The sequence below is a fragment of the Sinomonas sp. genome (assembly GCF_036848755.1).
Classification (GTDB): domain Bacteria; phylum Actinomycetota; class Actinomycetes; order Actinomycetales; family Micrococcaceae; genus Sinomonas.
Window position 1 is genome coordinate 1 of the sequence record NZ_DAIUJO010000060.1, and the last position, 23,574, is coordinate 23,574.

Annotated in this window: 21 protein-coding genes; 4 read left to right on the forward strand and 17 right to left on the reverse strand. The window is 69.0% G+C overall.

Translation table 11 applies throughout. The features are described from left to right. Positions 1–85 precede the first annotated feature (85 nt). The 8 genes from V7053_RS11070 to V7053_RS11105 all read right to left on the reverse strand — a co-directional run bounded on the left by V7053_RS11070 (position 86) and on the right by V7053_RS11105 (position 10,023). A complete protein-coding gene (locus tag V7053_RS11070) occupies positions 86–628 on the reverse strand; it encodes an endonuclease domain-containing protein (RefSeq protein ID WP_334172332.1) in 543 nt (180 codons plus the stop codon). A 500-nt stretch (positions 629–1,128) separates the two neighbouring features. Then, positions 1,129–2,910 carry a DEAD/DEAH box helicase gene (locus V7053_RS11075; RefSeq protein ID WP_334172333.1) on the reverse strand — a complete coding sequence of 594 codons (1,782 nt, stop codon included), beginning with the start codon at positions 2,908–2,910 and terminating at the stop codon, positions 1,129–1,131. Next, positions 2,907–4,298 carry an MFS transporter gene (locus V7053_RS11080; protein ID WP_334172334.1) on the reverse strand — a complete coding sequence of 464 codons (1,392 nt, stop codon included), beginning with the start codon at positions 4,296–4,298 and terminating at the stop codon, positions 2,907–2,909. The genes V7053_RS11075 and V7053_RS11080 overlap by 4 nt, the downstream gene beginning before the upstream one ends. 27 nt (positions 4,299–4,325) lie before the next feature. Next, positions 4,326–4,646 carry a DUF3039 domain-containing protein gene (locus V7053_RS11085; protein ID WP_334172335.1) on the reverse strand — a complete coding sequence of 107 codons (321 nt, stop codon included), beginning with the start codon at positions 4,644–4,646 and terminating at the stop codon, positions 4,326–4,328. A 65-nt stretch (positions 4,647–4,711) separates the two neighbouring features. Further along, complete coding sequence (locus V7053_RS11090) at positions 4,712–6,289, reverse strand: transporter (protein WP_334172336.1); 1,578 nt, start codon at positions 6,287–6,289, stop codon at positions 4,712–4,714. After that, on the reverse strand, positions 6,274–7,071 hold the full coding sequence (locus V7053_RS11095) for an ABC transporter ATP-binding protein (RefSeq protein WP_334172337.1): 798 nt from the start codon (positions 7,069–7,071) through the stop codon (positions 6,274–6,276). Before V7053_RS11095 ends, V7053_RS11090 begins: the two co-directional genes overlap by 16 nt. Positions 7,072–7,175: 104 nt before the next feature. Further along, positions 7,176–8,192 (reverse strand): tetratricopeptide repeat protein, encoded by a 1,017-nt coding sequence (locus tag V7053_RS11100; protein ID WP_334172338.1) that lies wholly within the window; start codon positions 8,190–8,192, stop codon positions 7,176–7,178. A 73-nt stretch (positions 8,193–8,265) separates the two neighbouring features. After that, positions 8,266–10,023: a hypothetical protein gene (locus V7053_RS11105; protein WP_334172339.1), complete on the reverse strand. Its 1,758-nt coding sequence runs from the start codon at positions 10,021–10,023 to the stop codon at positions 8,266–8,268. Positions 10,024–10,182: 159 nt separating this feature from the next. On the opposite strand from V7053_RS11105, the gene V7053_RS11110 reads away from it, so the two are divergent. Continuing rightward, positions 10,183–11,454 (forward strand): AI-2E family transporter, encoded by a 1,272-nt coding sequence (locus tag V7053_RS11110; protein WP_443022607.1) that lies wholly within the window; start codon positions 10,183–10,185, stop codon positions 11,452–11,454. 19 nt (positions 11,455–11,473) lie between these two features. Here V7053_RS11110 and V7053_RS11115 read toward each other — a convergent pair whose 3' ends face one another. Continuing rightward, positions 11,474–12,277 carry an alpha/beta hydrolase gene (locus tag V7053_RS11115; protein WP_334172340.1) on the reverse strand — a complete coding sequence of 268 codons (804 nt, stop codon included), beginning with the start codon at positions 12,275–12,277 and terminating at the stop codon, positions 11,474–11,476. A gap of 84 nt (positions 12,278–12,361) precedes the next feature. Next, positions 12,362–12,718 carry an ATP/GTP-binding protein gene (locus tag V7053_RS11120; protein WP_334172341.1) on the reverse strand — a complete coding sequence of 119 codons (357 nt, stop codon included), beginning with the start codon at positions 12,716–12,718 and terminating at the stop codon, positions 12,362–12,364. Between the two features lie 36 nt (positions 12,719–12,754). Here V7053_RS11120 and nucS point away from each other — a divergent pair, with 36 nt between their 5' ends. From nucS to V7053_RS11135, 3 genes are all read left to right on the forward strand, one after another. Next, on the forward strand, positions 12,755–13,456 hold the full coding sequence (gene nucS / locus V7053_RS11125; protein ID WP_334172342.1) for an endonuclease NucS: 702 nt from the start codon (positions 12,755–12,757) through the stop codon (positions 13,454–13,456). 94 nt (positions 13,457–13,550) lie between these two features. Then, positions 13,551–14,786 (forward strand): N-acetylglucosamine-6-phosphate deacetylase, encoded by a 1,236-nt coding sequence (locus V7053_RS11130; protein WP_334172343.1) that lies wholly within the window; start codon positions 13,551–13,553, stop codon positions 14,784–14,786. Positions 14,787–15,060: 274 nt separating this feature from the next. After that, the gene (locus V7053_RS11135; protein ID WP_043119926.1) at positions 15,061–15,264 is read left to right on the forward strand and encodes a cold-shock protein; all 204 of its coding nucleotides are present in this window, start codon (positions 15,061–15,063) and stop codon (positions 15,262–15,264) included. Positions 15,265–15,357: 93 nt separating this feature from the next. On the opposite strand, the gene V7053_RS11140 is transcribed toward V7053_RS11135, so the two are convergent. The 7 genes from V7053_RS11140 to atpA all read right to left on the reverse strand — a co-directional run. After that, positions 15,358–17,895 carry a phosphatidylglycerol lysyltransferase domain-containing protein gene (locus tag V7053_RS11140; protein WP_334172344.1) on the reverse strand — a complete coding sequence of 846 codons (2,538 nt, stop codon included), beginning with the start codon at positions 17,893–17,895 and terminating at the stop codon, positions 15,358–15,360. Further along, a complete protein-coding gene (locus V7053_RS11145) occupies positions 17,892–19,217 on the reverse strand; it encodes an alpha/beta hydrolase (RefSeq protein ID WP_334172345.1) in 1,326 nt (441 codons plus the stop codon). The genes V7053_RS11140 and V7053_RS11145 overlap by 4 nt, the downstream gene beginning before the upstream one ends. A 7-nt stretch (positions 19,218–19,224) precedes the next feature. Next, complete coding sequence (locus tag V7053_RS11150) at positions 19,225–19,656, reverse strand: DUF2550 domain-containing protein (protein ID WP_043119928.1); 432 nt, start codon at positions 19,654–19,656, stop codon at positions 19,225–19,227. 9 nt (positions 19,657–19,665) lie between these two features. Next, complete coding sequence (locus V7053_RS11155; protein ID WP_334172346.1) at positions 19,666–19,947, reverse strand: F0F1 ATP synthase subunit epsilon; 282 nt, start codon at positions 19,945–19,947, stop codon at positions 19,666–19,668. 1 nt (position 19,948) lies between these two features. Continuing rightward, positions 19,949–21,400 carry a F0F1 ATP synthase subunit beta gene (gene atpD / locus V7053_RS11160; RefSeq protein ID WP_334172347.1) on the reverse strand — a complete coding sequence of 484 codons (1,452 nt, stop codon included), beginning with the start codon at positions 21,398–21,400 and terminating at the stop codon, positions 19,949–19,951. A gap of 64 nt (positions 21,401–21,464) precedes the next feature. After that, the gene (locus V7053_RS11165) at positions 21,465–22,355 is read right to left on the reverse strand and encodes a F0F1 ATP synthase subunit gamma (protein WP_334172348.1); all 891 of its coding nucleotides are present in this window, start codon (positions 22,353–22,355) and stop codon (positions 21,465–21,467) included. A gap of 91 nt (positions 22,356–22,446) precedes the next feature. Beyond that, positions 22,447–23,574, reverse strand: a 1,128-nt coding sequence (gene atpA, locus V7053_RS11170) for a F0F1 ATP synthase subunit alpha (RefSeq protein ID WP_334172349.1), incomplete at its 5' end; no start/stop codon positions are given.

The window sequence follows — 23,574 nt, forward strand, 5'->3', positions numbered from 1 at the left end:
CCGTCACCTCCGCAGGGTCCCCACCCCCTGCCCCGTCACCTCCGCAGGGTCCCCAGCCGTTGCCCCGTCACCTCCGCAGGGTCCCTCACGCTGCCCTTTCGCGAATAGCAGCTTTGATCCGGCGAATCACTCCTCGGAAATCTTCCCGAAGGTCATCTAGCCGGACGTGAATGACGAACCAACCAGCGTCGCGAAATGCTCGGTCCCGCCGCGCGTCAGCCAGGCGCTGGGCGTCGCCCTCATGATGGGCGCCTTCGTACTGAATCACGATCTTGAACGCTCGATAGCCGATGTCCCCCGAAGGCGAAAAGGGATCGCGCGGATCGAGCTGGAGCTGCAACTCTGGCTCCGGAAGTCCCATTGACACCATGGCCAGGCGCAAGAGGGTCTCCGGGACCGAGTCCGACCCGACCCGCATATCTTCAAGAGCGAGCCGACAGCGTGCGAGCCCCTTCATTTTCGGGTGCGCTGCCAGCATCTCGACCAGCGATTCCTTTGTTGCGTACGGCTGGTCCCGACCTTCAAGCTGGGGCCTCGGTTTCCGCAGGAGATGATCGCCCAAGGCGACGAGATGCTCGTGTGGAAGCTGCATCGCGAGATCGAGCCACGTTCTAGCCGGAGTGCTCATGCGGAGACCGTCGACGTAGCACAGCTCGGAAGGTCGGAATCGCACCTCGTGACCGACTACCCCTCGGCGGCGGACCCGTGGGAGCCCGTGCGGCTTGCTGAGGTGAAGGAGCTCGTGGTCAGAGAGCCACGGTGGGACAGGCATGAGATGAATCCCCGCAGCGGTCTGATGCGAGCCCCATGCTCCGGGCGTCACGGCCAGGTGCGCACGCAAACGGTCGAAGAGCCCCGGTTCGGTTCCCGTGGGTGCGTAGATCAAGCGACTGAGCCTCGTCAGGTCAGAGGCCCGAAGGCGTCCCCGGCTGATCGCCGCTGAAATCGCTTCCGGCTGAGTGAATGGTCGCTGTGTGAAGGAGTCAGGAAGGGCAGAGCGCTTAGTCATGCCCCCAGTCTCGCGGCCGACGACGGGACCCGGGGTGAGTTATCCACAGGCACCCCGCGAACGTGACGGCGCAACGAGCGCCCACCCCGCGAACGTGACGGCGCAACGGGAGGGGGGCGTCAGGTGCGGCCGATGAACCATTCCTGGAGCTTCTTGAGGCGCGCGCGGAGCTGGTCCTCGCTCGCCTGCGCGACCGCGGGCCCGCCGCACACCTCCCGCAGCTTCGTATGGACGACGCCGTGTGGGGTCCCCGTACGCGCACTCCATGCCGAGACGTTCTTGGCCAGCTCATTGCGAAGGTCCATGAGCAGACGGTGGTCCGGCACACCCGCGGGGGACGACGTGGGGGGCCTGGCCTTCCGTCGCGACACCTGGTCCTGCTGGCGCTGTCGCAGGAGCGTGGCGACCTGATCGGCGTCGAGCAGTCCGGGGATGCCGAGGAAGTCGAGTTCCTCATCGGAGCCGATCTCGCCGCCCGTGCCGAACTCTCCGCCGTCGAACAGCACCCTGTCGAATGCCGCCTGCGATTCGAGCGCCTCGTACTTGCCCTTCGTCAGCGTGTCCGAGGCCTTCTCCTCACGGTTCGCCTCATCGACGAGCGACTCCTCGAGATCCATGAGCCCGTCCTCGTCGGTCGACGGGCGGTCGAGCGCGTGGTCCCGCTCGGCCTCCATCGAGTTCGCGAGCGCCATGAGCTGGGGCACCGAGGGGAGGAACACGGACGCCGTCTCGCCCCGCCGTCGTGCGCGGACGAAGCGCCCCACCGCCTGCGCGAAGAAGAGCGGGGTAGACGTCGAGGTCGCGTACACGCCCACGGCGAGCCGGGGCACGTCCACGCCCTCGGAGACCATGCGGACCGCGACCATCCACCGCGATTCGTCGACGGAGAACTCCTCGATGCGGTTGGAGGCCTTCGCGTCGTCGGAGAGGATGACGGCGGGCGACTCACCGGTGATCTTCTTGAGCTGGCCAGCGTAGGCGCGCGCGTCCTCGTGGTCCGTGGCAATCACCAGGCCGCCAGCGTCGGGCACGGTGCGGCGTACCTCGGTGAGTCGCCTGTCCGCCGCCGCGAGGACGGCCGGGATCCACTCTCCCTGAGGGTTGAGCGCTGTGCGCCAGGCCTGTGCCGTGACGTCCTTGGTCACGGCCGCCTCCCCGAGTGAGGCCGCCATCTCGTCGCCCGCACTCGTGCGCCAGCGCATCTGCCCGGAGTAGGCCATGAAGATGACGGGACGCACCACGTGGTCGCGAAGCGCTTGGCCGTAGCCGTACGTGTAGTCCGCTTTGGAGCGCCGGATCCCCTCGGCGTCCTCGACGTAGTCCACGAAAGGGATCGGCGAGGTGTCGGACCGGAACGGCGTGCCGGTGAGGGCGAGCCGACGCACGGCCGGATCGAACGCCTCGCGCAGTCCGTCGCCCCAGGAGAGCGACTCGCCGCCGTGGTGGATCTCGTCGAGGATGACCAGCGTCCGAGCGGCCTCCGTCTTCGCCCGGTGCAGGAGCGGCTTGCTCGCCACCTGCGCGTACGTCACCGCGACGCCGATGAAGTCGCGCCCGTGTTGGCCGTCCGAGTTCTTGAAGTTGGGGTCGATCGCGATCCCGACCCGCGCAGCCGCATCGGCCCACTGGCGCTTGAGGTGATCCGTCGGCGCCACGATCGTGATCCGGTTGACGAGGCCGCGGTCGATCAGGGTCGAGGCGACGCGGAGTGCGAACGTGGTCTTGCCGGCGCCGGGGGTCGCGACGGCGAGATAGTCCCGCGGCGCGCGCTCGAGGTACTTGTCGAGCGCTTCCTGCTGCCAGGCGCGCAGCTTCGGCGCGGTCCCCCACGCCGCCCGCTCTGGGTAGGCCGGGGAGAGCGCCCGCGAAGACTCCTGGCCGCCGAAGAGCGTATCCGTCACGCCCGATCCGCCTCGTGCACGGCGGACGACGGCGTGCTGGTCCGGGAGCCCGCGGCTGCACCCACGAGGGCGGAGACGGCCAGGACGCCGACGAGGAGGGCGAAGGCACCGGGGCCCGGGGCCCTGTCCGGGGTCAGCATCAGGGAGTACAGCGTTCCTGCTCCGGCGGTTCCAATCACTCCACCGAGCATATCGGCCAACTGGAGCGAGGCCGAATTCCTGCCCCGCTCCGCCGCGGCGCTCAGCTCGAGCACGAGCACGGACGTCGTCGACGTCGCGAGGCCCATTCCGATCCCCGCGACGGCCCACGCGGACGCAAGCAGAAGCGGAGCCGCGTGGGCAAGGACTACGAGCGCGACCCCACCCATCGCGCCCCCCACCATGGCGGGTCCGACGATGAGAAACGCCGGCCTCGGAAGCCACCCCTTCGCTTGGGCGAAGGAACCGATGGTCCAGCCGAGCGCGCCGCCCGTGAGCGCGAGTCCCGCGGTGGACGGTTCGAGCCCGAAGCGGTCCACGAGCATGAGCGGAACGAAGGCCTCGGCTCCGAAGAACGCGAGCGTCAGCAGCCCCCGGACGACGACGACGGAGGGCAGTCCGCGTGCGAGGCGGAACGCGTTGGCGGGCAGGAGCCGCGGGATGGTCAGGACGACGGCGGCCAGCCCCGCGACACCGAGGAGCGCGAGCGCCGCCGGCGTGACAGCGTCCCGGATCTGCGGATCCGCCAGAGACTGCGCCGCCCACTGCGCCACGGCGACGCCGACGGCGAGGGCCCCACCGAGAAGCGCACGACGGCGCCCCTCGCCTGCCGCCATCGACTTCGCCCGAGGCGCCCCCAGCGCTTTGATCCGGGGCCACATGAGGAGCACGGCCGCGACGACGATCGGCACGACGCCGAAGAAGGCCCACCGCCAGCTCCCATGCTCAGCGAGGAGTCCAGAGACGTAGGGGCCGACGAGCGAGGGGACGACCCACGCCGCGCTGAACCAGCCGAACAGGACCGGCTGGAGTGCCGGCGGAAGGGCCTGGCCGATGATCACGTACACGGGCACGATCATGAAGCCCGCACCCGCGCCCGAGACCATCCGCCCGAACATGAAGGCCGTGAAGTCCCACGCACCGCCGCACAGGAGCAGGCCTGCGGACATGAGCAGGAGCCCTGTGAGGAGAGAGGGGCGCGGTCCAGCCCGATCGCTCCAGGGACCGGCCGCCGCCGTGGCGGCCAGGGAAGCCGTCAGATACAGCGAGAACGCTAGGCCATAGGACCGCTGCCCTCCGAGATTCGCCGCGACGACCGGCATCGCCGTCGTGACGGCCATGGCCTCGAAGGCGCTGCACGTGACAATCGCGAGGAGCCCTATGACGAGGCCACGGTAGGTCCGGGACATCAGGCCCCGAGCCTCACCCGTGGCCACTTACGCGTCGTCGTTGTTGCCGTTGCTGCCGTCGTTGCCCGGACGCAGGCCTTCGTAGATCTCCTTGCACGTGGGGCAGATCGGGAACTTCTGCGGGTCTCGGCCCGGCGTCCAGACCTTGCCGCACAGCGCGATCACGGGCTCGCCCGTCAGGGCCGACTCCATGATCTTCTCTTTGCGGACATAGTGCGAGAACCGCTCGCGGTCCCCCGGCTCGAGTTCCTCGCGGACCTCCTCGCGCTCGATGGTCGCCGTTGAACCGGCAGCCGAAGGGTCCCGCGGATCATTCGCATACGGGTCGAAGGGGTCAGCTGTGCTCATTACTCCATGCTAGCAACGGGCTCCGACAGGTCACGGGGGCAATGGGCCGTCGGTCGAAGGCCCGGTCAACCCGACCGGACCAGAGAGGAGTACACCTCCGGCCCGCGACGGTCCAACCACATCCCCCCGAGGGTGATTCCGCCGACGCAGAGCGCGCTCCCGAGGACGATCCCGACGAGAAGGGCGCCCCAGCCGTAGCCTGGCTCCCCCGTCGCCACCGAGAGGGCTACGAGGAGGATCTCGGGCAGGACGAGCAGCCCGAGCGTCAGGAGGCCTCCGATCTGAACGAGGAACGTCTGGGTCGTGTTCCCCGGAGGACGCTTGAACGGGCTTTCGCCCGGGAGGGGTACGGTCACCGTGAACCTCGCCGACACGACCGACGCGAGGCCGCTGCCGCTCAGCAGGACGCCGAACGCGAGCCCCAGGTATCCGGGGAGGAGGCCCCACCGCCCGGAGACGACGAACGGCACGAGGGCGATCACGGCCGCGGCCGGGACGGCGAACGTGAGGAGCGCCAATGCCCTCCCCCAGCGGTCGGCACGGCCGCGGACCCCGGCGGTGAGGTGGAGCGAGAACGCCGTCGAGTCGTAGGAGACATCCGTCGCGAGCGACCACGCGAGGAGGAACGCCGCGAGCGGGCCCGAGAGGAGGAACACGTCCGACTGGTGCTGCTGGGCCGAGGAGAAGAACAGGATCACCGGGACGAGCGGGACGATGATGAGCGCTGTCCCGTACCGGGGGTCCCGGACCCAATACACCAGCGCCCGCGCCGCGATGGCACCCGCAGGGCTCGCGGGCATCCAGCCGAACGGCCCCAGCCCCCCGCGCCCCGCCTTGCTTCCCGACGACGCGCGGCTCGCCGGAGTCACGAGCGCCCGGGCGAGGGAGCGCGACCACGCCCACGCCGCGAGGACGAGCGACGCCGCCGCGATCAGGAGTTTCAGGAACGCCTCGAGGAGGTGGCCTTCGGCGACGGCTGCGGGCACTCCGAGCGAGGCCCCGAGGGGCGTCCAGGCGAGGATCTGCGCGAGGGCGTGCACCGCCCCGAGGTTCGTCTCCATTCCCCGGATCGCAAGGCCGAGGATGGGCCCGAGCAGGACGATCGGGACCATCATGACCATGCGGCTCCCCTCGCGGAAGCGCCGGGACGTGGCGAGGTCCGTCACCGCGCTCGCGACGAGGCGGCTCACCACGACGCAGAGGCCGAGGGCGAGCACGGCGCCGAGGACTCCCGCGACGAAGGTGAGCGGGTCCCGCGCCCACGTCACCGTGGTCGCGGCGAGGGCGACGGCGGTGCACGCCCCGGGGATACCGATGAGGCCCGCCAGCGCCTGGCCTATCAGCAGCCGGGACAGCGGGATGGGATAGAGCGCGAATCGTCCCGGGTCCAGGGTGAGGTCGACGCCGGAGACGAGGATCGGCGCGAACGCCCACCCGGCCAGGAGCGCGGACCCGCCGAGCACGACGATGGGCCCCGCGATCCCGGCGTCCACGAGCCGCAGCAGGATGAGGCCGAGGACTGCGAGGAAGAGCAGCCCGAGCCCGTAGAGCGAGCCGACGATGAGGCCGACGAGCTGCCCGACGCTGCGGCGCAGGCCGTTGCGCAGGAGCGCGAGCTTGAGCGTGATCAGGTGTGCAACCACGAGAGCCCCTCGGCGGGACCGTGGCCGCCCACCAGTTCGACGAAGCGGTCCTCGAGCGTCGACCCGCCCCTCACCTCGTCGACCGTCCCGGCAGCGAGGATCTGGCCCTGCGCGACGACAGCGACGTGGTCGCACATCCGCTGGACGAGGTCCATGACGTGGCTCGAGACGATCACGGTCCCGCCGGAATGCACGTAGTCCGTCAGGATCGCCCGGATGTTGGCCGCCGAGACCGGATCGACCGACTCGAACGGCTCGTCAAGGACAAGCAGGCGCGGCGCGTGCACGAGGGAGGCGGCGAGGGCGATCTTCTTGGTCATGCCGGCCGAATAGTCGACGACGAGGGTCCGCGCGTCGGCGGTGAGATCGAACGCCTCGAGGAGGTCGCGGGTCCGGGCAGCCACGGTCGCCCGGTCGAGGCCGTGCAGGAGGCCCGCGTAGGTGATCAGCTGCTCGCCGCTGAGACGGTCGAAGAGCCGCACGCCGTCGGGCAGCACCCCCATGAGGCGCTTGGCGCCGAGCGGATCCTGCCACACGTCGATCCCGAGCACGAGCGCCGTTCCCGCGTCCGGGCGCAGGAGGCCGGTGGCCATGGACAGGGTGGTGGTCTTGCCGGCTCCGTTGGGCCCGACGAGCCCATAGAACGAGCCGGCCGGAACCTCGAGACTGATGCCGTTGACCGCGGGCTTCCCCCCGAAGGCCTTTGCGAGGCCCCGGATGGAGAGGGCCGAGCCGACGGGATACCCCGCGCCGTCGGGCACAGGGTAGCTGGGCAGAGTCATGACCTCACGCTAGCAAGCAGATCCGGCCAGGGGATCCCTCCGGCGGAGGACACCCGGAGGAGGAATCCAGCCGGGCGCGAGGACCAGACCTGCGCATCCGAGGACTAGAAGAGCGCCCGGGCGAGCCGCTGGCGGGCCGAGCTGACCCGCGGATCCGTCGCGCCCACGACTTCGAAGAGCTCGAGGAGGCGGACCCTCGCCTCCTCGCGCTCCGGCCCGAAGTTGCGTCCGATGAAGTCGACGAGCCGCCCGAACGCGTCCTCGACGTGCCCTCCGACGAGGTCCAAGTCGGCGACCGCGAGTTGGGCCGCGACGTCGTCCGGCGAGGCGGCTGCCTCCGCGCGCACCCGTTCGGCCTCGTCCTGGCCGAGGCCCTCGACGCGGGACATGAGATGGACCTGCGCAAGCATTGCCTTCGCTTCATGGTCCGCGGGGAATTCAGCGAGCTCCTTCGTCAGGGCCGCCTCAGCCGCGGCGTAGTCGCCTGCATCGAGCGCCTCGTACGCCTCCTGGAGGCGCGGCGGAAGGGGAGGCTCGGCCGGCGCAGCCGCCGGTTCGCCGTCGACCGTTCCCGTCACGCCGTTGGCCTCGGCGACACGGAGCAGCTCCTCGAAGAGCTGGCGCGACTGGGCAGGGGCGGCAGCGCCCTGGAAGAGCGGGATCGGCTGCCCTTTGAGGAACGCGATCGCGGTGGGGACGGCTTGGATCGCCAACGCCTGGGCGAGCTGCGGGAACGCCTCGATATCCGCCGTCGCGTAGGCAAGGCGCCCGCCGTATCCCGCAACCTCAGCCGCGAGTTCGTCCCTGATCCGCTGCGATTCGGGCGAGTACTGCGCCCACAGGAGGACGACGACGGGCACTTGGGCCGAGAGCTGGACGAGCTGCGGGAAGTTGGCCTCGTCGATCTGAATCGGCTGACCGCCGTCCTGCGTGGCCTGGCCGCCGCTCGTCTCACCGGGCGCGGTGGAACCGCTTCGGGGCCCGGTGCCCGCTGCGTCGGCATTCGGCGCGTGGGCCGGCGGCGTCGCCGTCGCGCGCGCCTTGAGCGCCGAAAGGTCGACGGCGCCGCGAAGGCTCATCGAGGGCAAGGGGCTTGGCTGGCGGGAACCGGGAACGCTCATGCCTCCACCATAGTGCGAGGGACGGAGCCGCTCACAGCGGCTCCGCCCCTCGCGAAACTCCGGTCGGTGAGGGTCAGCTCACGCTCGCGCCGACCAGGTTCCGGGTCCCGGATACCAGGGTGACCGGCTGCTTTCCGCCGACGGGCGGGATGTACAGGGCAACCGATTCAAGGAACTGGAGGCTCATCTTGGTCGTCGCCTCCTTGCCGCCGGCCAGCGCGGCTGCGTCGTCCTGGACGGTGAGCTTGTCCCCGGCCGACTTGGGCGTGCCCTCGATCGTGAACTGGAGCGCCGCGATGACGAGGGAACCGCCGTCCGCCGTGCGGTAGGCGACCGTGTCGTTGCCCGTCGGGCTGTGCGTGAACGTGAGGTTGCCGTTCGGGCTCGCGTTGACGATGTCCGACTCGTACCCCAAGGTGTCCTTGATGTAGGCGTTCTCGGGGATCTTGTCCTTCCACGAGCCGTTGGCGTTCGTCAGCCGGTCGCCGAGCCCACTCAGCGCTTCGTTCGGGCTGTAGGCGAGGCCGTCCTTGGAGTCGAGCGCGACCTGCTCCGCCCCGGCCTTGAGGGCGTTGGGGAAGGTCGAACCCGGAAGAAGCGGCGAGGCCTCGACGAGCTTGTAGTTGGAGCGTGCGTCGTTCTGGCGGAGGGTGAGGATCTGCGGCGTCGTGTTGCCGTCGCCCTGCGTCACGGCCACGACCGTGCGCGGCCAGCTGCGCTGGACCGTCACGACGCTCGTGAGGAGGCGGGAACTGCGGACCGGTGCGAGGGGCGCCGCCGAGGATACGGATGCCCTGATCTTGTAGTTCTGGGTCCGGGCCTGGAGCGCTGAATTGTCGACGCGCGGCTGGAGTTTGGTGGCGTCCTTGGCCTGATCGCCGGCTGCGACCGTCGTCGCGACCTGGTCGAGGATCCTCTGGAGCTGCTCGTCGAGGAGGACCTTGTCCTCAGGGTTCGGGGCGGCGCTCGGCGAAGCGGTGGGGCTGGCCGAACCGCTGGGGCTGGCCGAACCGCTGGGGCTTGGCGAAGTCGAGCCGGTTGCCGAGGGCGCGGGGCTGGGTGTGGCGTGAGCCGCAGCGGCACCGCCGGTGAGGGCGACGACGACGGCGGCCGCCGCCGACGCGGAGCGCACGAAGGCCCTGCGCTCAGCACGCCCGGCAGCAGGCGTCTGGGGCTCGGCGGCATGCGGGGCTGCGCTCGGGCCGCCCGAAGCGGTCACCGGCCGCCCCGACCCCGGCCGACGACGGCGGAGGACGAGGAGCGCGATGCCCGCCAGGATCAGGAGTGCGCCGAGGACGATGAGCGGAACGGCCCACGGAGTGGTCGCGTTGCTGGGCCATGTGACCGTGATGTCGTGGGGAGCGGGCTTCGTGCCGTCCGTCGCGAGGACGAGCTGCCACTTCCCGTCACCGGGAACGTCCCAGTGGTAGTCGAGGGTGCCCGAAGCGCTCTGGGTGGTGGCGAAGGTGTCGGCGCCGGCGGGAGAGGGGGCCGAAGGGTCACCCGCCGTGTAGGCCGCGGTCAGCTGCTTTCCGTCAGCCGACCCGCCGTCGATCGTTGTGTGGGCCGTCTTGCCGACCCACGCCGCGACGTCGTCGGGGCGCCCGGTCGCGAGGACGAACGCGCCGTCCCCCTTGATCGTGACCTCGGATTGCCCTCCCCGGAGGCTCTCGAGCTTGGAGTCGAGCACGATGAGTGGGGCCGCCTTGGTGTCGGCAGGGAGAGTTGCCGTCACAGTGCTCGGGGGCGCCCAGAACGTCAGTTGGCCGATGCCGGCCACGAGAGCTATCAGGCCCAGCAGCACGAGCGCGGCTGCGGTCTTGACTCGCACAGAAAAACACCTCACGTCGGGGAAGGGGACGGTTAATGGTAACCAAATCGTGACCTGAAGGCCGACTCGAGCCCGTCGGACCACCGTGGCGTCACCCTCCGAGGCGCGAGATCATGCGGCTGATAGGGTGACAAAAGGCCCGATCGGAAGGCAGAAGCTGTGGCAGACGAACCGACTCGAACGCCGGATGACCGTTCGGCCGGACTCGGTAGATCCTCCGCCGAGGAAGCCCGCGCCCGAGCCGTCCGCCGGCATTGGGACATGCGCTCGTTCGCGAGCCGCCTCCGCCGCCCGATTCCGGGCGCACAGCCTCGGGTGCGCTTCCAGATGCCGCCGCTCGTCGAGCCCGTCGAGACCGAACCAGAGGGCGAGTTCGGCAAGCCGGGACCGCGCATGTCGCCCCAGCACCCGTTGTACATGGGCTTCATGGGCACCGTCGGTGTCGGCATCGCCTTGGGGCTCTACTACATCGCGCAGCACACGACCCAGCTTCTCGTGTGGATCCTGGCCGCCCTCTTCATCTCCTTGGGTCTGGATCCCGTGGTGCGCTGGCTCGAGGGACGCCGCGTGCCGCGCGCGGCTGGGATCGCCGTCACCCTCCTGGCGCTGTTCGCGGTCTTCGCGGCGTTCTTCGGCACCCTCATTCCGACGCTCGTCGACCAGATCAGCCAGTTGGTCACCGCCTTCCCGAACTGGATCAACAGCATCCTGAATTCCGACTGGTATCGGAGCCTCGACGAACAGTTCGGCATCAAGCAGCGCATCACGGACGAGCTGCAGAAGTTCGGCCAGAATTCCCAGGCCGTCACGAACGTCTTCGGTGGGGTACTCGGCGTCGGGACGACGATCGCGAACACCGCCTTCGGCGCCCTCGTCGTCCTCGTCCTGAGCCTGTACTTCCTCGCCGCGCTCCCTGCCATCAAGGCGTGGGGCTACCGCCTGGCACCCCGCTCGCGGAGGGCCCGGGTCGAGGCCCTCTCCGAGGAGATCACGCGCTCGGTCGGCAACTACGTGATCGGCCAGGTCTGCGTTGCGGTGCTCAACGCGACGTATGCGTTCATCGTCATGAGCATCCTCCGAGTGCCGTTCGCCGCGCTCCTCGCCTTCGTCGTCGGGTTCCTCGCGTTCATCCCGCTCGTCGGCGGAGTCATCGCCGGCACGACCATCGTCCTCGTGGCACTCACGGCCGGGTGGCAGACCGCCCTCGTCCTCGCCATCGCCTACTTCGGCTACCTGCAGTTCGAGGCCTACTTCGTCTCTCCGCGCATCATGCAGAAGGCGGTCGCGGTCCCGGGTCCGGTCGCCGTCATCTCCGTCATCGCGGGCGGCAGCCTCTTGGGGGTCCTCGGCGCCCTCATTGCGATCCCCACAGCGGCCGCGGTCATGCTCCTGATCCGCGAGGTCTTCATCGCCCGGCAGGACCAGCACTGAACGACCGGCCGGCGAGGGTTCAGCCAGCCGCGATGGCGACGGGCCCTTCCCATGAGGTCGGCAGGGAGGGACGTTCCGCCGCCGCGCCGCCCGTCACGGTCGTCACGATCTCTCCCAGCGCCCGTTGGACGAACTTCTCCCCGACCCACAGGTGCTTCGCGCCGTCGACCCCGATGACCTTCGCCTGCGGGACAGCAGCAAACCTCTCGCGGGCTTCGGGCGGCCGGAGGTAGTCGTCGTGCTCCGGAACGAGCACCGTGAGCGGCTTGCCGGACGACGCCCACGCGGCGAGATCCTCGTCTCCCGCCCGGTGCAGGGGCGGTGAGAGCAGGACGGCGCCCTCGATCTGCGGCTCGACCGGCGGCAGCGCGCCGTACTTGAGCGCCAGTTCCGTCCCGAAGGACCAGCCGACGAGCCACCGCTGCGGAAGCCCGCGCTCGGCTGCGAAGCGCACAGCCGCTTCCACGTCGGCGCGCTCGCCCACACCTTCCTCGAAGCTGCCCTCGCTGGTTCCTCGGGGACTCGACGTCCCGCGGGTGTTGAAGCGGAGGACGGCCAGTCCGGCGAGCGCGGGCAGCCGGAATGACGCCTTGCGGAACACATGCGAGTCCATGAAGCCACCGTGGGTGGGGAGCGGGTGGAGCGTCACGAGGGTCGCCTTGGGCTCGCTGTCGAGCGGGAGGGCGAGTTCGCCGACAAGCGTGAGTCCGTCGTCGGTATGGAGCTCGATGTTCTCCCGGCGAGCGGGCAGGACCGTGTTGGCCCGGATCTCTACGGGACCTGACGTCGGCGCGAACTCGTAGGAGGAGGGATCGAACGGCATGAGCCCAGACTAACGGCCTGCTCCGACGCGAGCCGCACGGCATCGGGCGAAGCGCGGGCAGCGGTCAGCGGTACCCGAGAGCGGTCAGCGGTACCTGTACGTCCGCGTGCGCCAGCAGCGGGTGTGCCAATGACGTCGCTCGGCGATGCCCGCCTCCTCGCCGAACAGGTGATCGTCGGCCCACACGACGAGGTGCGCGAGCCCGGGCGGGATGGTGCGCGAGCAGCCTGGGCACGTGTATTCCTTTGCCGCGTTTCGGGTCGTCACCTGCCGTACGCGCCAGTCGCCGTCAGGCGCCGACTCGAGCCGCGCGAAGCCGGCCAGAACGCGCTCGAGGTCGAAGTCCTCGCCGTCGTCGTCCGGCTTCGGGGCGCCGCCCTGGCGGCCGCGGCCTCCGGGAGCGGGGCGCGCGGGGCGGCGGGGACGGTTGGAACGCGGCATGCCCCCATTCTCTCCCGGCCCCGGTAGAGTGCTCGGGTGCGACTCGTCATTGCCCGCTGCTCCGTGGACTACGAAGGCCGCCTCAAGGCCCATCTCCCGCTCGCGACGAGGCTCCTGCTCGTCAAGGCGGACGGTTCGGTGCTGGTGCATTCGGACGGGGGCTCCTACAAGCCGCTCAACTGGATGAGCCCTCCCGCGACACTGCGCGTCACCGCTGCGGACGCCGAAGGGGCCCAGTTCGAGGATGGCGTCGTGGAACAGTGGACGGTCCAGTCGGCGAAGTCGGACGACCGCCTCATCGTCAACATCCACGAGCACCTGCACGATTCGAACCACGAGCTGGGCGTGGACCCCGGGCTCATCAAGGACGGTGTCGAGGCCGACCTCCAGCGCCTGCTCGCGGAGCAGATCGAGACGCTGGGCACGGGCTACACGCTCATCCGGCGCGAGTATGCGACGGCGATCGGGCCGGTCGATATCCTGGCGCGGGACGCGGACGGTCGGACGGTCGCCGTCGAGCTCAAACGGCGCGGCGACATCGACGGCGTCGAACAGCTCACGCGGTACCTCGAGCTCCTGAATCGGGACCCGCTCCTCGCGCCTGTGCGCGGCATCTTCGCGGCGCAGCAGATCAAGCCGCAGGCGCGAGTCCTTGCGACCGATCGCGGCATCGACTGCGTCACTCTCGACTACGACGCCCTGCGCGGCGTCGACGATTCCGAGAGCCGCCTGTTCTGAGGGCACCGCTCCTCGGACCACATCGCCTTCGCGAACCGCATCCTCGGACGACGGCGGGCGGACGGGCTCGGGGCTGCTCGCCTATGATCGTCGTATGACTTCCCCCGCCTCCCAGCAGACCCGCCTCGTCGCACGCGGGCGCATCGTGAGCGACGGGGAGACGCTCGACGACGGCCTCGTCGCGATCGAGGGCGACCGGATCGCCTACGCCGGGCCAGCTGCGGACTTCGACGCGGCTGAGTTCGGCGGCGAGGAACTCCCGCTGCCCGACGGCGCGCTCCTGCTCCCCGGGCTCGTGGACCTCCACTGCCACGGGGCGGCCGGCGGCGACTTCCCGAGCGGGGACGAGGATTCCGCACGCCGTGCGCTCGACTTCCTGCACCGCTCCGGGACGACAGGGCTGCTGGCGAGTCTCGTGACCGCCGCGCCCGAGGATCTCCTGAAGGCCATCCGCCTGTTCGCGCGTCTCGACGCGGAGGGCCTGGTGAGCGGAATCCATCTTGAGGGCCCGTTCCTTTCCTCGACTCGGTGCGGCGCCCAGAATCCGGACTTCCTCCTCGAGCCTGACCTGGGCCTGGCAGAAGACCTCATCGAAGCTGCCGAGGGCAACCTCGAGACGATGACGTATGCGCCCGAGCTCCCCGGAGCGGCGGCTCTGGTGGACCTCCTCATCCAGCACGGCGTCACCCCGTCACTCGGCCACACGGACTGCGATGATGCGACCGCCGAGGCTTCCTTGGCCCAGGCCCGCGACGAACTGACGACGGCGGGCTTCGACGGCGAGGAGACGCTCCCCACGGTGACCCATCTCTTCAACGGGATGCCTCCCCTCCACCACCGCTCGCCGGGACCCGTGGCCGCATGCCTCCGCGCCGCCGCAGAGGGGCGGGCCGTCGTCGAGCTCGTGGCGGACGGCGTGCATCTGGACCCGGCCACGGTCCGCACCGTCTACTCGCTCGTGGGCGAGGCCAACATCGCGCTCGTGACCGACTCGATGGCGGCAGCCGGACTCGGCGACGGCCAGTACACGCTCGGGCCCTCGGCCGTCACGGTGCGCGGCGGGGTCGCGACCCTTGACGCAACCGGGGCCATCGCCGGTGGCACGGCAACTCTGCTCGACGTGGTCCGCAATACCGTCGAGGGCGGCGTCCCGCTCGCGGCCGCCGTCCGGTCCGCAACGGCGGTTCCTGCCGAGGTCCTCGGCCGGATCGACGAATTCGGCAGTCTGAGGCGCGGTCTCTGCGCCGACCTTGTCGCGACCGACTCGGAACTGAGACTCGCCGCCGTCGTGCGCCGCGGGCAGCTCCTGCCCCTTCCGAACGCCGACTGAGCCACTTCGATTCAGAAATTGTTCTCTCGGAATTGGGGCAACGTCTTTCTATGCCATTGACCGTGCCTTCCGAGCATGATTGGCTATAACCAGTCTTGAGTAGTCAGCAGTATCTGTGAGCTAGCAGCTTGTTCAGCTAGCAGAACATGCTCGCAAGACCGTTGCGAGCGCGAAGCTCCTGATAACAGTGTGTGTCAGGTTCTTCCCGCGGAGTAACTGGGCTTTCCGCACCGGCGGAAGGCCATCGATCGGCAATCCACAGGAGAATCAAGGAATGGCACAGGGAACCGTCAAGTGGTTCAACGCTGAGAAGGGCTTCGGCTTCATCACTCCGGACGACGCCGAAGGCGACGTCTTCGTCCACTATTCGGAGATCAAGTCGACGGGCTTCCGCACGCTTGAGGAGAACCAGCGCGTTGAGTTCGAGATCGGCCAGGGCTCAAAGGGCCCGCAGGCGACGGGCGTCACTGCCCTCTGACCTCGGCACATTCGCACAGGGCCCCGGGTGAACCCGGGGCCCTGTTGTTTGTCTTTGTGGATATTCTTGACCGATCAGGTCACTAATCGCGGTTTACCGGACGAGGCTCCGGAGAAGGCGCATGCGGTGCCGCATCGTGAGGCCCGGCAGATAGGCCTCGGCCAGAGCGCGGCCAATGGCTGGCAAGTGCAGGGTGTCCTGGTAGTACATGTAGAGCGCGCGGTATTCCGGCTGGAAGTGGGATTTGAAGCGCGCGAGCGAACGGAAACCGTAAACGGGTTCGAGGGCCTGACCGGTAGCATCGAGAATCCGGCCGAGAAGCTCGTCCTCGCCCTCGACCGCCGCACGCTCTCCCGCGGGATCGGAGGAAAGCGGCGAGCCGGACAGGGAAATAGTGTCAACCATCGAACGCAGCTCGGTCACCGCCGACGCGACGAGGAATTCCATGACCCCGGGAAAGCCGTCGGGGCTCCGGCGCATGAAGTCGAGCGTCCAGCTCACCACGCGGCCCTCCCGGTAGACGGGAAGCCAGCTCGTGGCACCGTGAAGGGTCCCCTCGTCGTCGACCGCAAGGCACAGGAGGACCTCCGGATCGGCCAGCTCGTCGAGACCGCCCAGGGTGAAGCCCATGTCGGGGAGGGTCTTCCGTGCGGACCACTCCTCGGCCAGGACGTGCAGCTGCGAGCGCCGCTGCGAGCTGAGGGCCACATACCGGCCCCATTCGGCTCGCACGCCCAGTTTTCGGGCGCGGTTCACCGCTGTCCGGACGTTCTGCCAGTCCTTGCCCTTGAACTCGAGCTCCCGGATGCGGAGCCGGGTCTCCTGCGCCACCTCGACCCGACGGAAGCCCCGATCACGGAGGAGGGGCCAGATGTCCTCCGTCACCGAATAGAAGCACGGCACGAGAGCATGGCGCGAGCAGTAGCCGACGAAGCCCTCGACCGCCGAATGCCATCCGCCGGGGGCGCCGATCGGCCCGGCGACCGAGAGCGCGACCCTGCCGTGCTGCTGGAAGGCGATGCCCGCCGTCGACCCCTCGTCGAACCAGAAGCGGTTTGGCGGCCACAGCGTCATCCATGAGAGGCTCCCACCTCCCTGGTGCACGAGGCGCCGGGCGAGCTGGAGGCTGTCATCCCGACGGCCGAGGGACTGCTGGCCCCGGAGGACGGCGATGCTCACGCCGAGCAGCGCCGCGGCCCAGACGACGAGCCCGCTGTACGTGAAGAGCCAGAACGCGAGGGGACTGCGGTTGCGGAAGAGCGGCGCGTAGCTGATCGGGATCGGCGAGGGGACATACTGCCGCAGGATCTCGCCGACGAGTCCGAGGACTCCCCCGGGGAGGCTCAGGCCGCCGTCACGCAGCCAGAGGAGGACGTAGACGGCCACGAGGCCCCCCACGAGGACCGCGCCGGCGATCTGCAGCCTGCGGCGCATGCCTCGCGCCGTCTCCACGGGGAAGAGGTCCCGATGCATCCACAGCAGGATCACGAGCGCGAGAGCGCAGACCGCGACCGGCAGGAGGTGGACGAAGCCGGAGCCGAGGATGCCGATGCGGCTTCGCTCCGGCCGGTAGGGGATCCGCAGGAAGAGCGCGAGATAGCCCGCCGAGAGCGCGGCGACCGCGAGTTGGACGAAGATCGCGACGCGAAGCGCCACGGATCGGCCGCGACGGAGGCCTTCGGCGCACACCAGGAGAATCAGGATCGGGAAGAGCGACGTCAGATAGCCCGCAGCCGAGAGCACCGTGGGCTGGCCAGCCTGAAGGCACTCGCTGTCGACGGTGCCCCCGCAGTCCTGTTGGAGCTGCGTCAGTGCAGGGAGGGGGTTGAGGACCATGTCCCGCACGAGGGCCAACGGTCCGCTCGGACTGTGGCTGAAGGCCGTGAGGACCGGCCCCACGGCCACGAAGGCGACACAGAGCGCGAGCAGATTGCGCCGCTCGCGGATGCTCGGCAGCCGGAAGGTCCGCTCAGGGGCTCCGGTGCGAAACCACCATCCGACCATGAGTCCCACGAGGGCACCGATCAGTCCGAGCACGGTCTCCGAGTGCCCGACGTACAGAACGAGCATTCCGGCGACCGCGAGGACGACGGCGCGCAGACGGCGCCGCACGAAGGCCCCCAGGGTCCCGCTCGCCCCGAGCCCGCACACGAGGGCCGCCGGGTAGGGGCCGAGCACTGGCACGTCCACCATGGCGCCGATCCAGTCGTCACCAGCCCATTGGGCGATCTGGGCCACCGTGAAGAAGGCGATGAGGCTCACGAGCTGGCCCCCGAAGAACAGCGCAATCGTCCGCAGTGGGCCGAAGGCCCGCTCCGCAAAGGGCACGAGGGCCCCGATGACGACCGTTCCCGCGACGTACGCGAAGGGGTTCGAGGCAAAGAAGATCGATGTGGCGACGCCCCACCACTGCCCGGAACGCAGGGACGCGAAGTCCCCTCCGACGAAGCCGTAGAGCCGAGCGTCTGGCCCTGAGAGCAGGCTCCCCGTGGCGATGCCCACGACCCAGAACACGCCGATGAGCGAGAGGGTGACCGGATAGCGGCTGATTGAGACGAGCCGCCGCGTGGCGCTCTCGCGCACCGTGTGCACCAGCGGCCGCGTCTCCGGCGCTTCGACGTCAGCCGTCATGCGATCCCCCATCGCTGGGCGAGGAGCGCGATCCCCTGTCCCCAGGCCTTGCCGAGCATCTCCCAAGAGTGGCCTTCGCCCTGGACGAGCGCTGTCTCGACCGCGAGGCCACCGGCCCGCGCCTGTTCGGCCAGACGCCTGGACTGGCGGACGAAGTCGAGGTCTTTCGACCCGGCGGCGAGGAACAGGAGGCTCCCATCGTGCCGCTGCGTCGCGAAGTGGCGGGCCGGCACCTGCGACTCGAAGGCCTCGGCGTCGCCGTCGAACGCCGTGTCAATGGTCTTCGAGCGGTCCTTGGCGAGCGCGGGCTCCTCTTCTGCCGCGAAGCCAAGGGCGCTGGTCAGGAGCCGCGGGTGCTTCGCGAGGAGTTGGACGGCGCAGGTCCCGCCGAAGGAGAAGCCGCCGGCCGCCCACCGCTCGGGCTCGGTGGCGACGCTCAGCTTCTCCTTGATCCACGGGACGACATCATCCACGAGATAGCTTTCAGCCGCGCCGAGCCTGCTGTCCATGCACAGCGTGTTCGCCGACGTGCTCCCGAGGGGGTCGACGACCACGGCGACCGGCGCCACTCCCCCGTGCTGGGCGGCGAAGCGATCGAGCTTGACCTGGAGCCGGCCGCCCGTGAGCCAGTCCGAAGGGTTCCCGGGCTGGCCGGACATCAGGATCAGCGTCGGGAGCTCGGGACGCGGGTCGCCAAAGTATGCGGGTGGAAGGTAGATGAAGGCGGGGCGTGCGCGAAAACCCGAGGTCCTCCCGGGGATGTCCGCAGTCCGCAGCTCGCCGGTACCCGGAAGGCCCTTGCTCGGCGGAACCCAGGCCGAGAGGGGAACGGACGGCGCTGCCGAGCGCCCGAGCTCCGGTTCCAGAGGACGAACCTGAGCGAGCGTCCTGCCGACGAGATCGCCGACCGTCGGATTGAGGCCGAAATAGGCGTTGACCAACTGCCCGGACAGGAGGGCGGTCGAGGCCGCGGACACCGCCGCGAGGCCTCGCCGTCCCCACGCTCCCCCTGCCCGGCCTATGCGCACCAGAGCAGCCCCTCCCAGAAGCAGTCCGAGCGCCCCGAGGCCGACGGCGGCGAGCACTTCGCCGGGGAGTTCGCCGGGGAACACGGTGAGCCATTCGACGACGAGCCACTGGAGGGCGGCCGTGAAGGCGACAGCCGCGAGCGGCAGCGCAATGAGGACCGCGAGCCGACGTGCCCGCAGCGGAGGGTCGCCGAGCACCAGGCGACAGAGAGCGGCCATCCCGCCGAGGGCCAGCATCCAGCAGGCGACGGCGACGGGACCGTCGACGATCCTCAACTCGTAGAGGGAATCCATTTCGCGATCAGCGCCACGTTCCGACGCCGATCACGGGCCCGGCTTCAAGCCACGAGGCGAGGCCCGCGTACGCGCGGAAGTCCATGGCAAAGCGGACTTGGCTGCCCAGATGGGTCAGCTCCACGATGACGACGTCGGCCTGCACCTTGGGCCGCTCGGCTTCGGTGGGCATGCGGCGTCCTTGGAGCACCAACGCGCTCCGCGTGAAGCGGCGTTTGGGAAGCGGGCTGAGGGAGAGCAGATCGAACCACTCGAGTTCGGTGTCCTGATAACGGCAAACCCCCATCCGCCACGCCCCGGAGGACAGGCTGATGGAGGCATCCACCGTGCCCAGGGTGCGCCGCAGGACAAAGCGGCGCACCCCGAGGGCACAGAGCAGGGCTGCAAGGAGCAGGAAGACCGCTGCCAGGACGATGAACGGAAGAGCGGAATCGTCCATCAACGAGGGCTAACGGGTCCCCGCGACTGACTCGCTGATATGGGCGTTGTCGGCGACGATCACCACGCGGTTGCTGTCTACGGAGAAGAAGCCACCGTCCGCCTCGACCACGATGCGGTCGCCGGAGACAGGCTGGATCTCGATGTTGCCCTCGTGCAGGATCGCAAGGACCGGCGTGTGCCCCGGCAGGATCCCGATCTCGCCGTCGGCCGTGCGAGCCTTCAGCATCTTCGCGCCGCCGGACCACACGAAGTGGTCCGCCGCCACGATCTCGACTTCGAGTTCGGCCATGCTACTTCGTCGATTCCTGGATCTTGGCCCAGTTGCGCTCGACGTCGTCGAGGCCACCGACGTTGAAGAAGGCCTGCTCGGCGATGTGGTCGAGCTCGCCATCGCAGATCGCCTTGAAGCCCTCGATCGTGTCCTTGATGGAGACGGTCGAGCCTTCGACACCCGTGAACTGCTTCGCGGTGTACGTGTTCTGGGAAAGGAACTGCTGGATGCGGCGGGCCCGGGCCACGACGATCTTGTCCTCTTCGGAAAGCTCGTCGACGCCGAGGATGGCGATGATGTCCTGCAGCTCCTTGTTCTTCTGGAGGATCTGCTTGACGCGCACCGCGGTGTCGTAGTGGTCCTTGCCGATGTACTGCGGATCGAGGATTCGCGACGTCGAGCTGAGCGGATCCACGGCCGGGTAGAGGCCGCGCGAGGCGATCTCACGCGAAAGCTCGGTGGTCGCATCGAGGTGCGCGAACGTCGTAGCCGGCGCGGGGTCGGTGTAGTCGTCGGCGGGAACGTAGATCGCCTGCATCGACGTGATCGAGTGGCCGCGCGTCGAGGTGATGCGCTCCTGCAGCACGCCCATCTCGTCCGCGAGGTTCGGCTGGTAGCCGACCGCGGACGGCATGCGGCCGAGCAGCGTCGAGACCTCGGAACCGGCCTGGGTGAAGCGGAAGATGTTGTCGATGAACAGGAGCACGTCCTGGTTCTGCACATCGCGGAAGTACTCCGCCATGGTCAGCGCCGACAGCGCGACGCGCAGACGCGTTCCCGGCGGCTCGTCCATCTGGCCGAACACGAGCGCGGTGTCCTTGAGCACCCCCGCCTCTTCCATTTCGACCCAGAGGTCGTTGCCCTCGCGGGTGCGCTCGCCGACACCTGCGAAGACGGACGTACCGCCGAAGTTACGCGCAACACGGGTGATCATCTCCTGGATGAGAACCGTCTTGCCGACGCCGGCACCGCCGAAGAGGCCGATCTTGCCGCCCTTGATGTACGGGGTGAGGAGGTCGATGACCTTGATGCCCGTCTCGAGCATCTCCGTCGAGCCCTCGAGCTGGGCGAAGGACGGGGCCTTGCGGTGGATCGGCCAGTAGTCCGAGGCCTGGATCTCGGACTCGTCGACGTCCAGCGGCTTGCCGAGGACGTTGAAGATGTGGCCCTTGACGCCGTCGCCGACCGGAACCGAGATCGGGGCGCCGGTGTCCTGCACCCTGGTGCCGCGGACGAGGCCGTCGGTGGCCTGGAGCGAAATGGCGCGGACGAGGTTGTCGCCGAGGTGCTGGGCGGTCTCGAACGTGATCGTACGAGTCCGGCCGTCGAGCGTGATCTCGGTGGTCAGGGCGTTGTACATCTCCGGGATCGAGTCCGCGGGGAACTCGACGTCGACCACCGGACCGATCACGCGGGCGATCCGGCCCGTCGCGCCGGCGGTGGCAACCGCTTCGGGGGCAGTGGCAGTCATGTCTCTCACTTCTCCAGTTAGGCGTGTAGTCAGTCTATTGAGTGGGGCCGAGGCTCCGGGGGCCTCAGGCGTTCAGCGCGTCTGCGCCGGCGATGATCTCGGTGAGCTCCTGCGTGATCTCCGCCTGGCGGGCGGTGTTGCGCAGTCGCGTGTACTTCTTGATGAGCTCGGTCGCATTGTCGCCCGCGTTCTTCATCGCCCGCTGGCGCGACGCCAGCTCGCTCGCGGCCGAATGCAGCATCGCGGCGAAGATCCGCGACTCGATGTAGCGCGGAAGAAGCGCGTCGAGGACCTTCTCGGGCTCGGGCTCGAATTCGTACAGCGGCAGGATCTCGTTGGCCTCGGACGCCTTCTCCGACACCACCTCGAGCGGAAGCAGCCGGATGACCACGGGCTCCTGGACGACCATCGACTTGAAAGACGTGTAGACCACGTGGATCTCGTCGACGCCGCCTTCCTCGTACGGTGCCGAGAACGCCTCGAGCAGGACTTGGCGGATCTCCCTGGCACGCTCGAACTCCGGGTTGTCCGTCTGGCCCGTCCACACCTGGACGTAGGCGCGGTTCCGGAAGTCGAAGTACGCCTGGCCCTTGCGGCCAACGAGGTACGTCGCGACTTCCTTGCCCTGGCTGCGCAGGAGCTCCGACAGGGACTCGGCCCGCTTCAGGACGCTCGCAGAGAAGGCCCCCGCCTGGCCGCGGTCAGCGGTCAGCACGAGGACGGCCGCGCGGCGGACATTCTCATGCTCCGTTGTCAGCGGGTGTTCGAAGTCGCTCGTCGACGCCACGGCCGAGACCGCGCGGGTAATGGCCCGGGCGTACGGCAGAGAGGCAGCGAGTCGCGCCCGCGCCTTGCCGATGCGGGAGGTGGCAATCAGCTCCATCGCCTTGAACATCTTGCGCATCGACGTCGTCGAGGCGATCTTCTGGCGGTAGACCCGGATCTGGGCACCCATTCTTGTCCTTTCCTGTCCATCGCTGACCCGCCGGGGCCGCGATCCGGAGCTGCCCTCCGGAGACGCGGACCCGGCCGGTCACCGAGTGGAATCAGTGCGTCTGCTTGACGATCCGTTCCTGATTGACATCGCCCTCGGAAAGAGCCTCGTGCTCCTCGTGGCCGGCTGCGACCAGGTGGCTGTCGCCCTGCCCGAAGAAGCCCTGCTTGAAGTCGATGATCGCAGTCTTGAGCGCCTCGGCCGTGTCGTCATCGAGGACGTTCGTCTGTGCAAGCGTCGTCAGGATCGAGGTGCGGTGCCTCAGGTGCTCGAGGAACTCGCCCTCGAAGCGGCGCACGTCCTCGACCGGGACGTTGTCCAGGTAGCCGTTCGTGCCAGCCCAGATCGAGACGACCTGCTCCTCGACGGGGAACGGCGAGTACTGCCCCTGCTTCAGGAGCTCCATGAGGCGGGCCCCACGGGTCAGCTGCTGGCGCGACGCGGCGTCGAGATCCGACGCGAACATCGCGAACGCCTGCATGTCGCGGTACTGGGCAAGGTCCAGCTTGAGCGTGCCGGAGACCTTCTTCATCGACTTCACCTGGGCAGCGCCGCCGACTCGCGAGACCGAGATGCCGACGTCGACAGCGGGGCGCTGGTTCGCGTTGAACAGGTCGGACTGGAGGAAGATCTGACCGTCCGTGATGGAGATCACGTTCGTCGGAATGTAGGCAGAGACGTCGTTCGCCTTGGTCTCGATGATCGGCAGGCCGGTCATCGAGCCAGCCCCGAGCTCGTCCGAGAGCTTGGCGCAGCGCTCGAGGAGGCGGGAGTGCAAGTAGAAGACGTCGCCCGGGTAGGCTTCGCGTCCCGGCGGCCGGCGCAGGAGGAGCGAGACAGCTCGGTAGGCCTCAGCCTGCTTGGACAGGTCGTCGAAGATGATGAGGACGTGCTTGCCGCCGTACATCCAGTGCTGCCCGATGGCCGAGCCGGCGTACGGGGCAAGGTACTTGAAGCCGGCCGGGTCGGATGCGGGCGAGGCCACGATCGTCGTGTACTCGAGCGCTCCGTGGTCCTCGAGCGTCTGGCGCACCGCCGCGATCGTCGAGGCCTTCTGGCCGATGGCCACGTAGATGCAGCGAACCTGCTTGGTGACATCACCCGAGGCCCAGTTGGCCTTCTGGTTGATGATCGTGTCGACCGCGATCGCGGTCTTGCCGGTCTGGCGGTCGCCGATGAT

Coding starts and splice junctions, on each gene's coding strand:
- V7053_RS11070 (WP_334172332.1), bottom strand. CDS start 628: ATGAGCACTCCGGCTAGAACGTGGCTCGATCTCGCGATGCAGCTTCCA.
- V7053_RS11080 (WP_334172334.1), bottom strand. CDS start 4,298: ATGTCCCGGACCTACCGTGGCCTCGTCATAGGGCTCCTCGCGATTGTC.
- V7053_RS11085 (WP_334172335.1), bottom strand. CDS start 4,646: ATGAGCACAGCTGACCCCTTCGACCCGTATGCGAATGATCCGCGGGAC.
- V7053_RS11095 (WP_334172337.1), bottom strand. CDS start 7,071: ATGACTCTGCCCAGCTACCCTGTGCCCGACGGCGCGGGGTATCCCGTC.
- V7053_RS11100 (WP_334172338.1), bottom strand. CDS start 8,192: ATGAGCGTTCCCGGTTCCCGCCAGCCAAGCCCCTTGCCCTCGATGAGC.
- V7053_RS11115 (WP_334172340.1), bottom strand. CDS start 12,277: ATGCCGTTCGATCCCTCCTCCTACGAGTTCGCGCCGACGTCAGGTCCC.
- V7053_RS11120 (WP_334172341.1), bottom strand. CDS start 12,718: ATGCCGCGTTCCAACCGTCCCCGCCGCCCCGCGCGCCCCGCTCCCGGA.
- V7053_RS11130 (WP_334172343.1), top strand. CDS start 13,551: ATGACTTCCCCCGCCTCCCAGCAGACCCGCCTCGTCGCACGCGGGCGC.
- V7053_RS11135 (WP_043119926.1), top strand. CDS start 15,061: ATGGCACAGGGAACCGTCAAGTGGTTCAACGCTGAGAAGGGCTTCGGC.
- V7053_RS11140 (WP_334172344.1), bottom strand. CDS start 17,895: ATGACGGCTGACGTCGAAGCGCCGGAGACGCGGCCGCTGGTGCACACG.
- V7053_RS11145 (WP_334172345.1), bottom strand. CDS start 19,217: ATGGATTCCCTCTACGAGTTGAGGATCGTCGACGGTCCCGTCGCCGTC.
- V7053_RS11150 (WP_043119928.1), bottom strand. CDS start 19,656: ATGGACGATTCCGCTCTTCCGTTCATCGTCCTGGCAGCGGTCTTCCTG.
- V7053_RS11155 (WP_334172346.1), bottom strand. CDS start 19,947: ATGGCCGAACTCGAAGTCGAGATCGTGGCGGCGGACCACTTCGTGTGG.
- atpD (WP_334172347.1), bottom strand. CDS start 21,400: ATGACTGCCACTGCCCCCGAAGCGGTTGCCACCGCCGGCGCGACGGGC.
- V7053_RS11165 (WP_334172348.1), bottom strand. CDS start 22,355: ATGGGTGCCCAGATCCGGGTCTACCGCCAGAAGATCGCCTCGACGACG.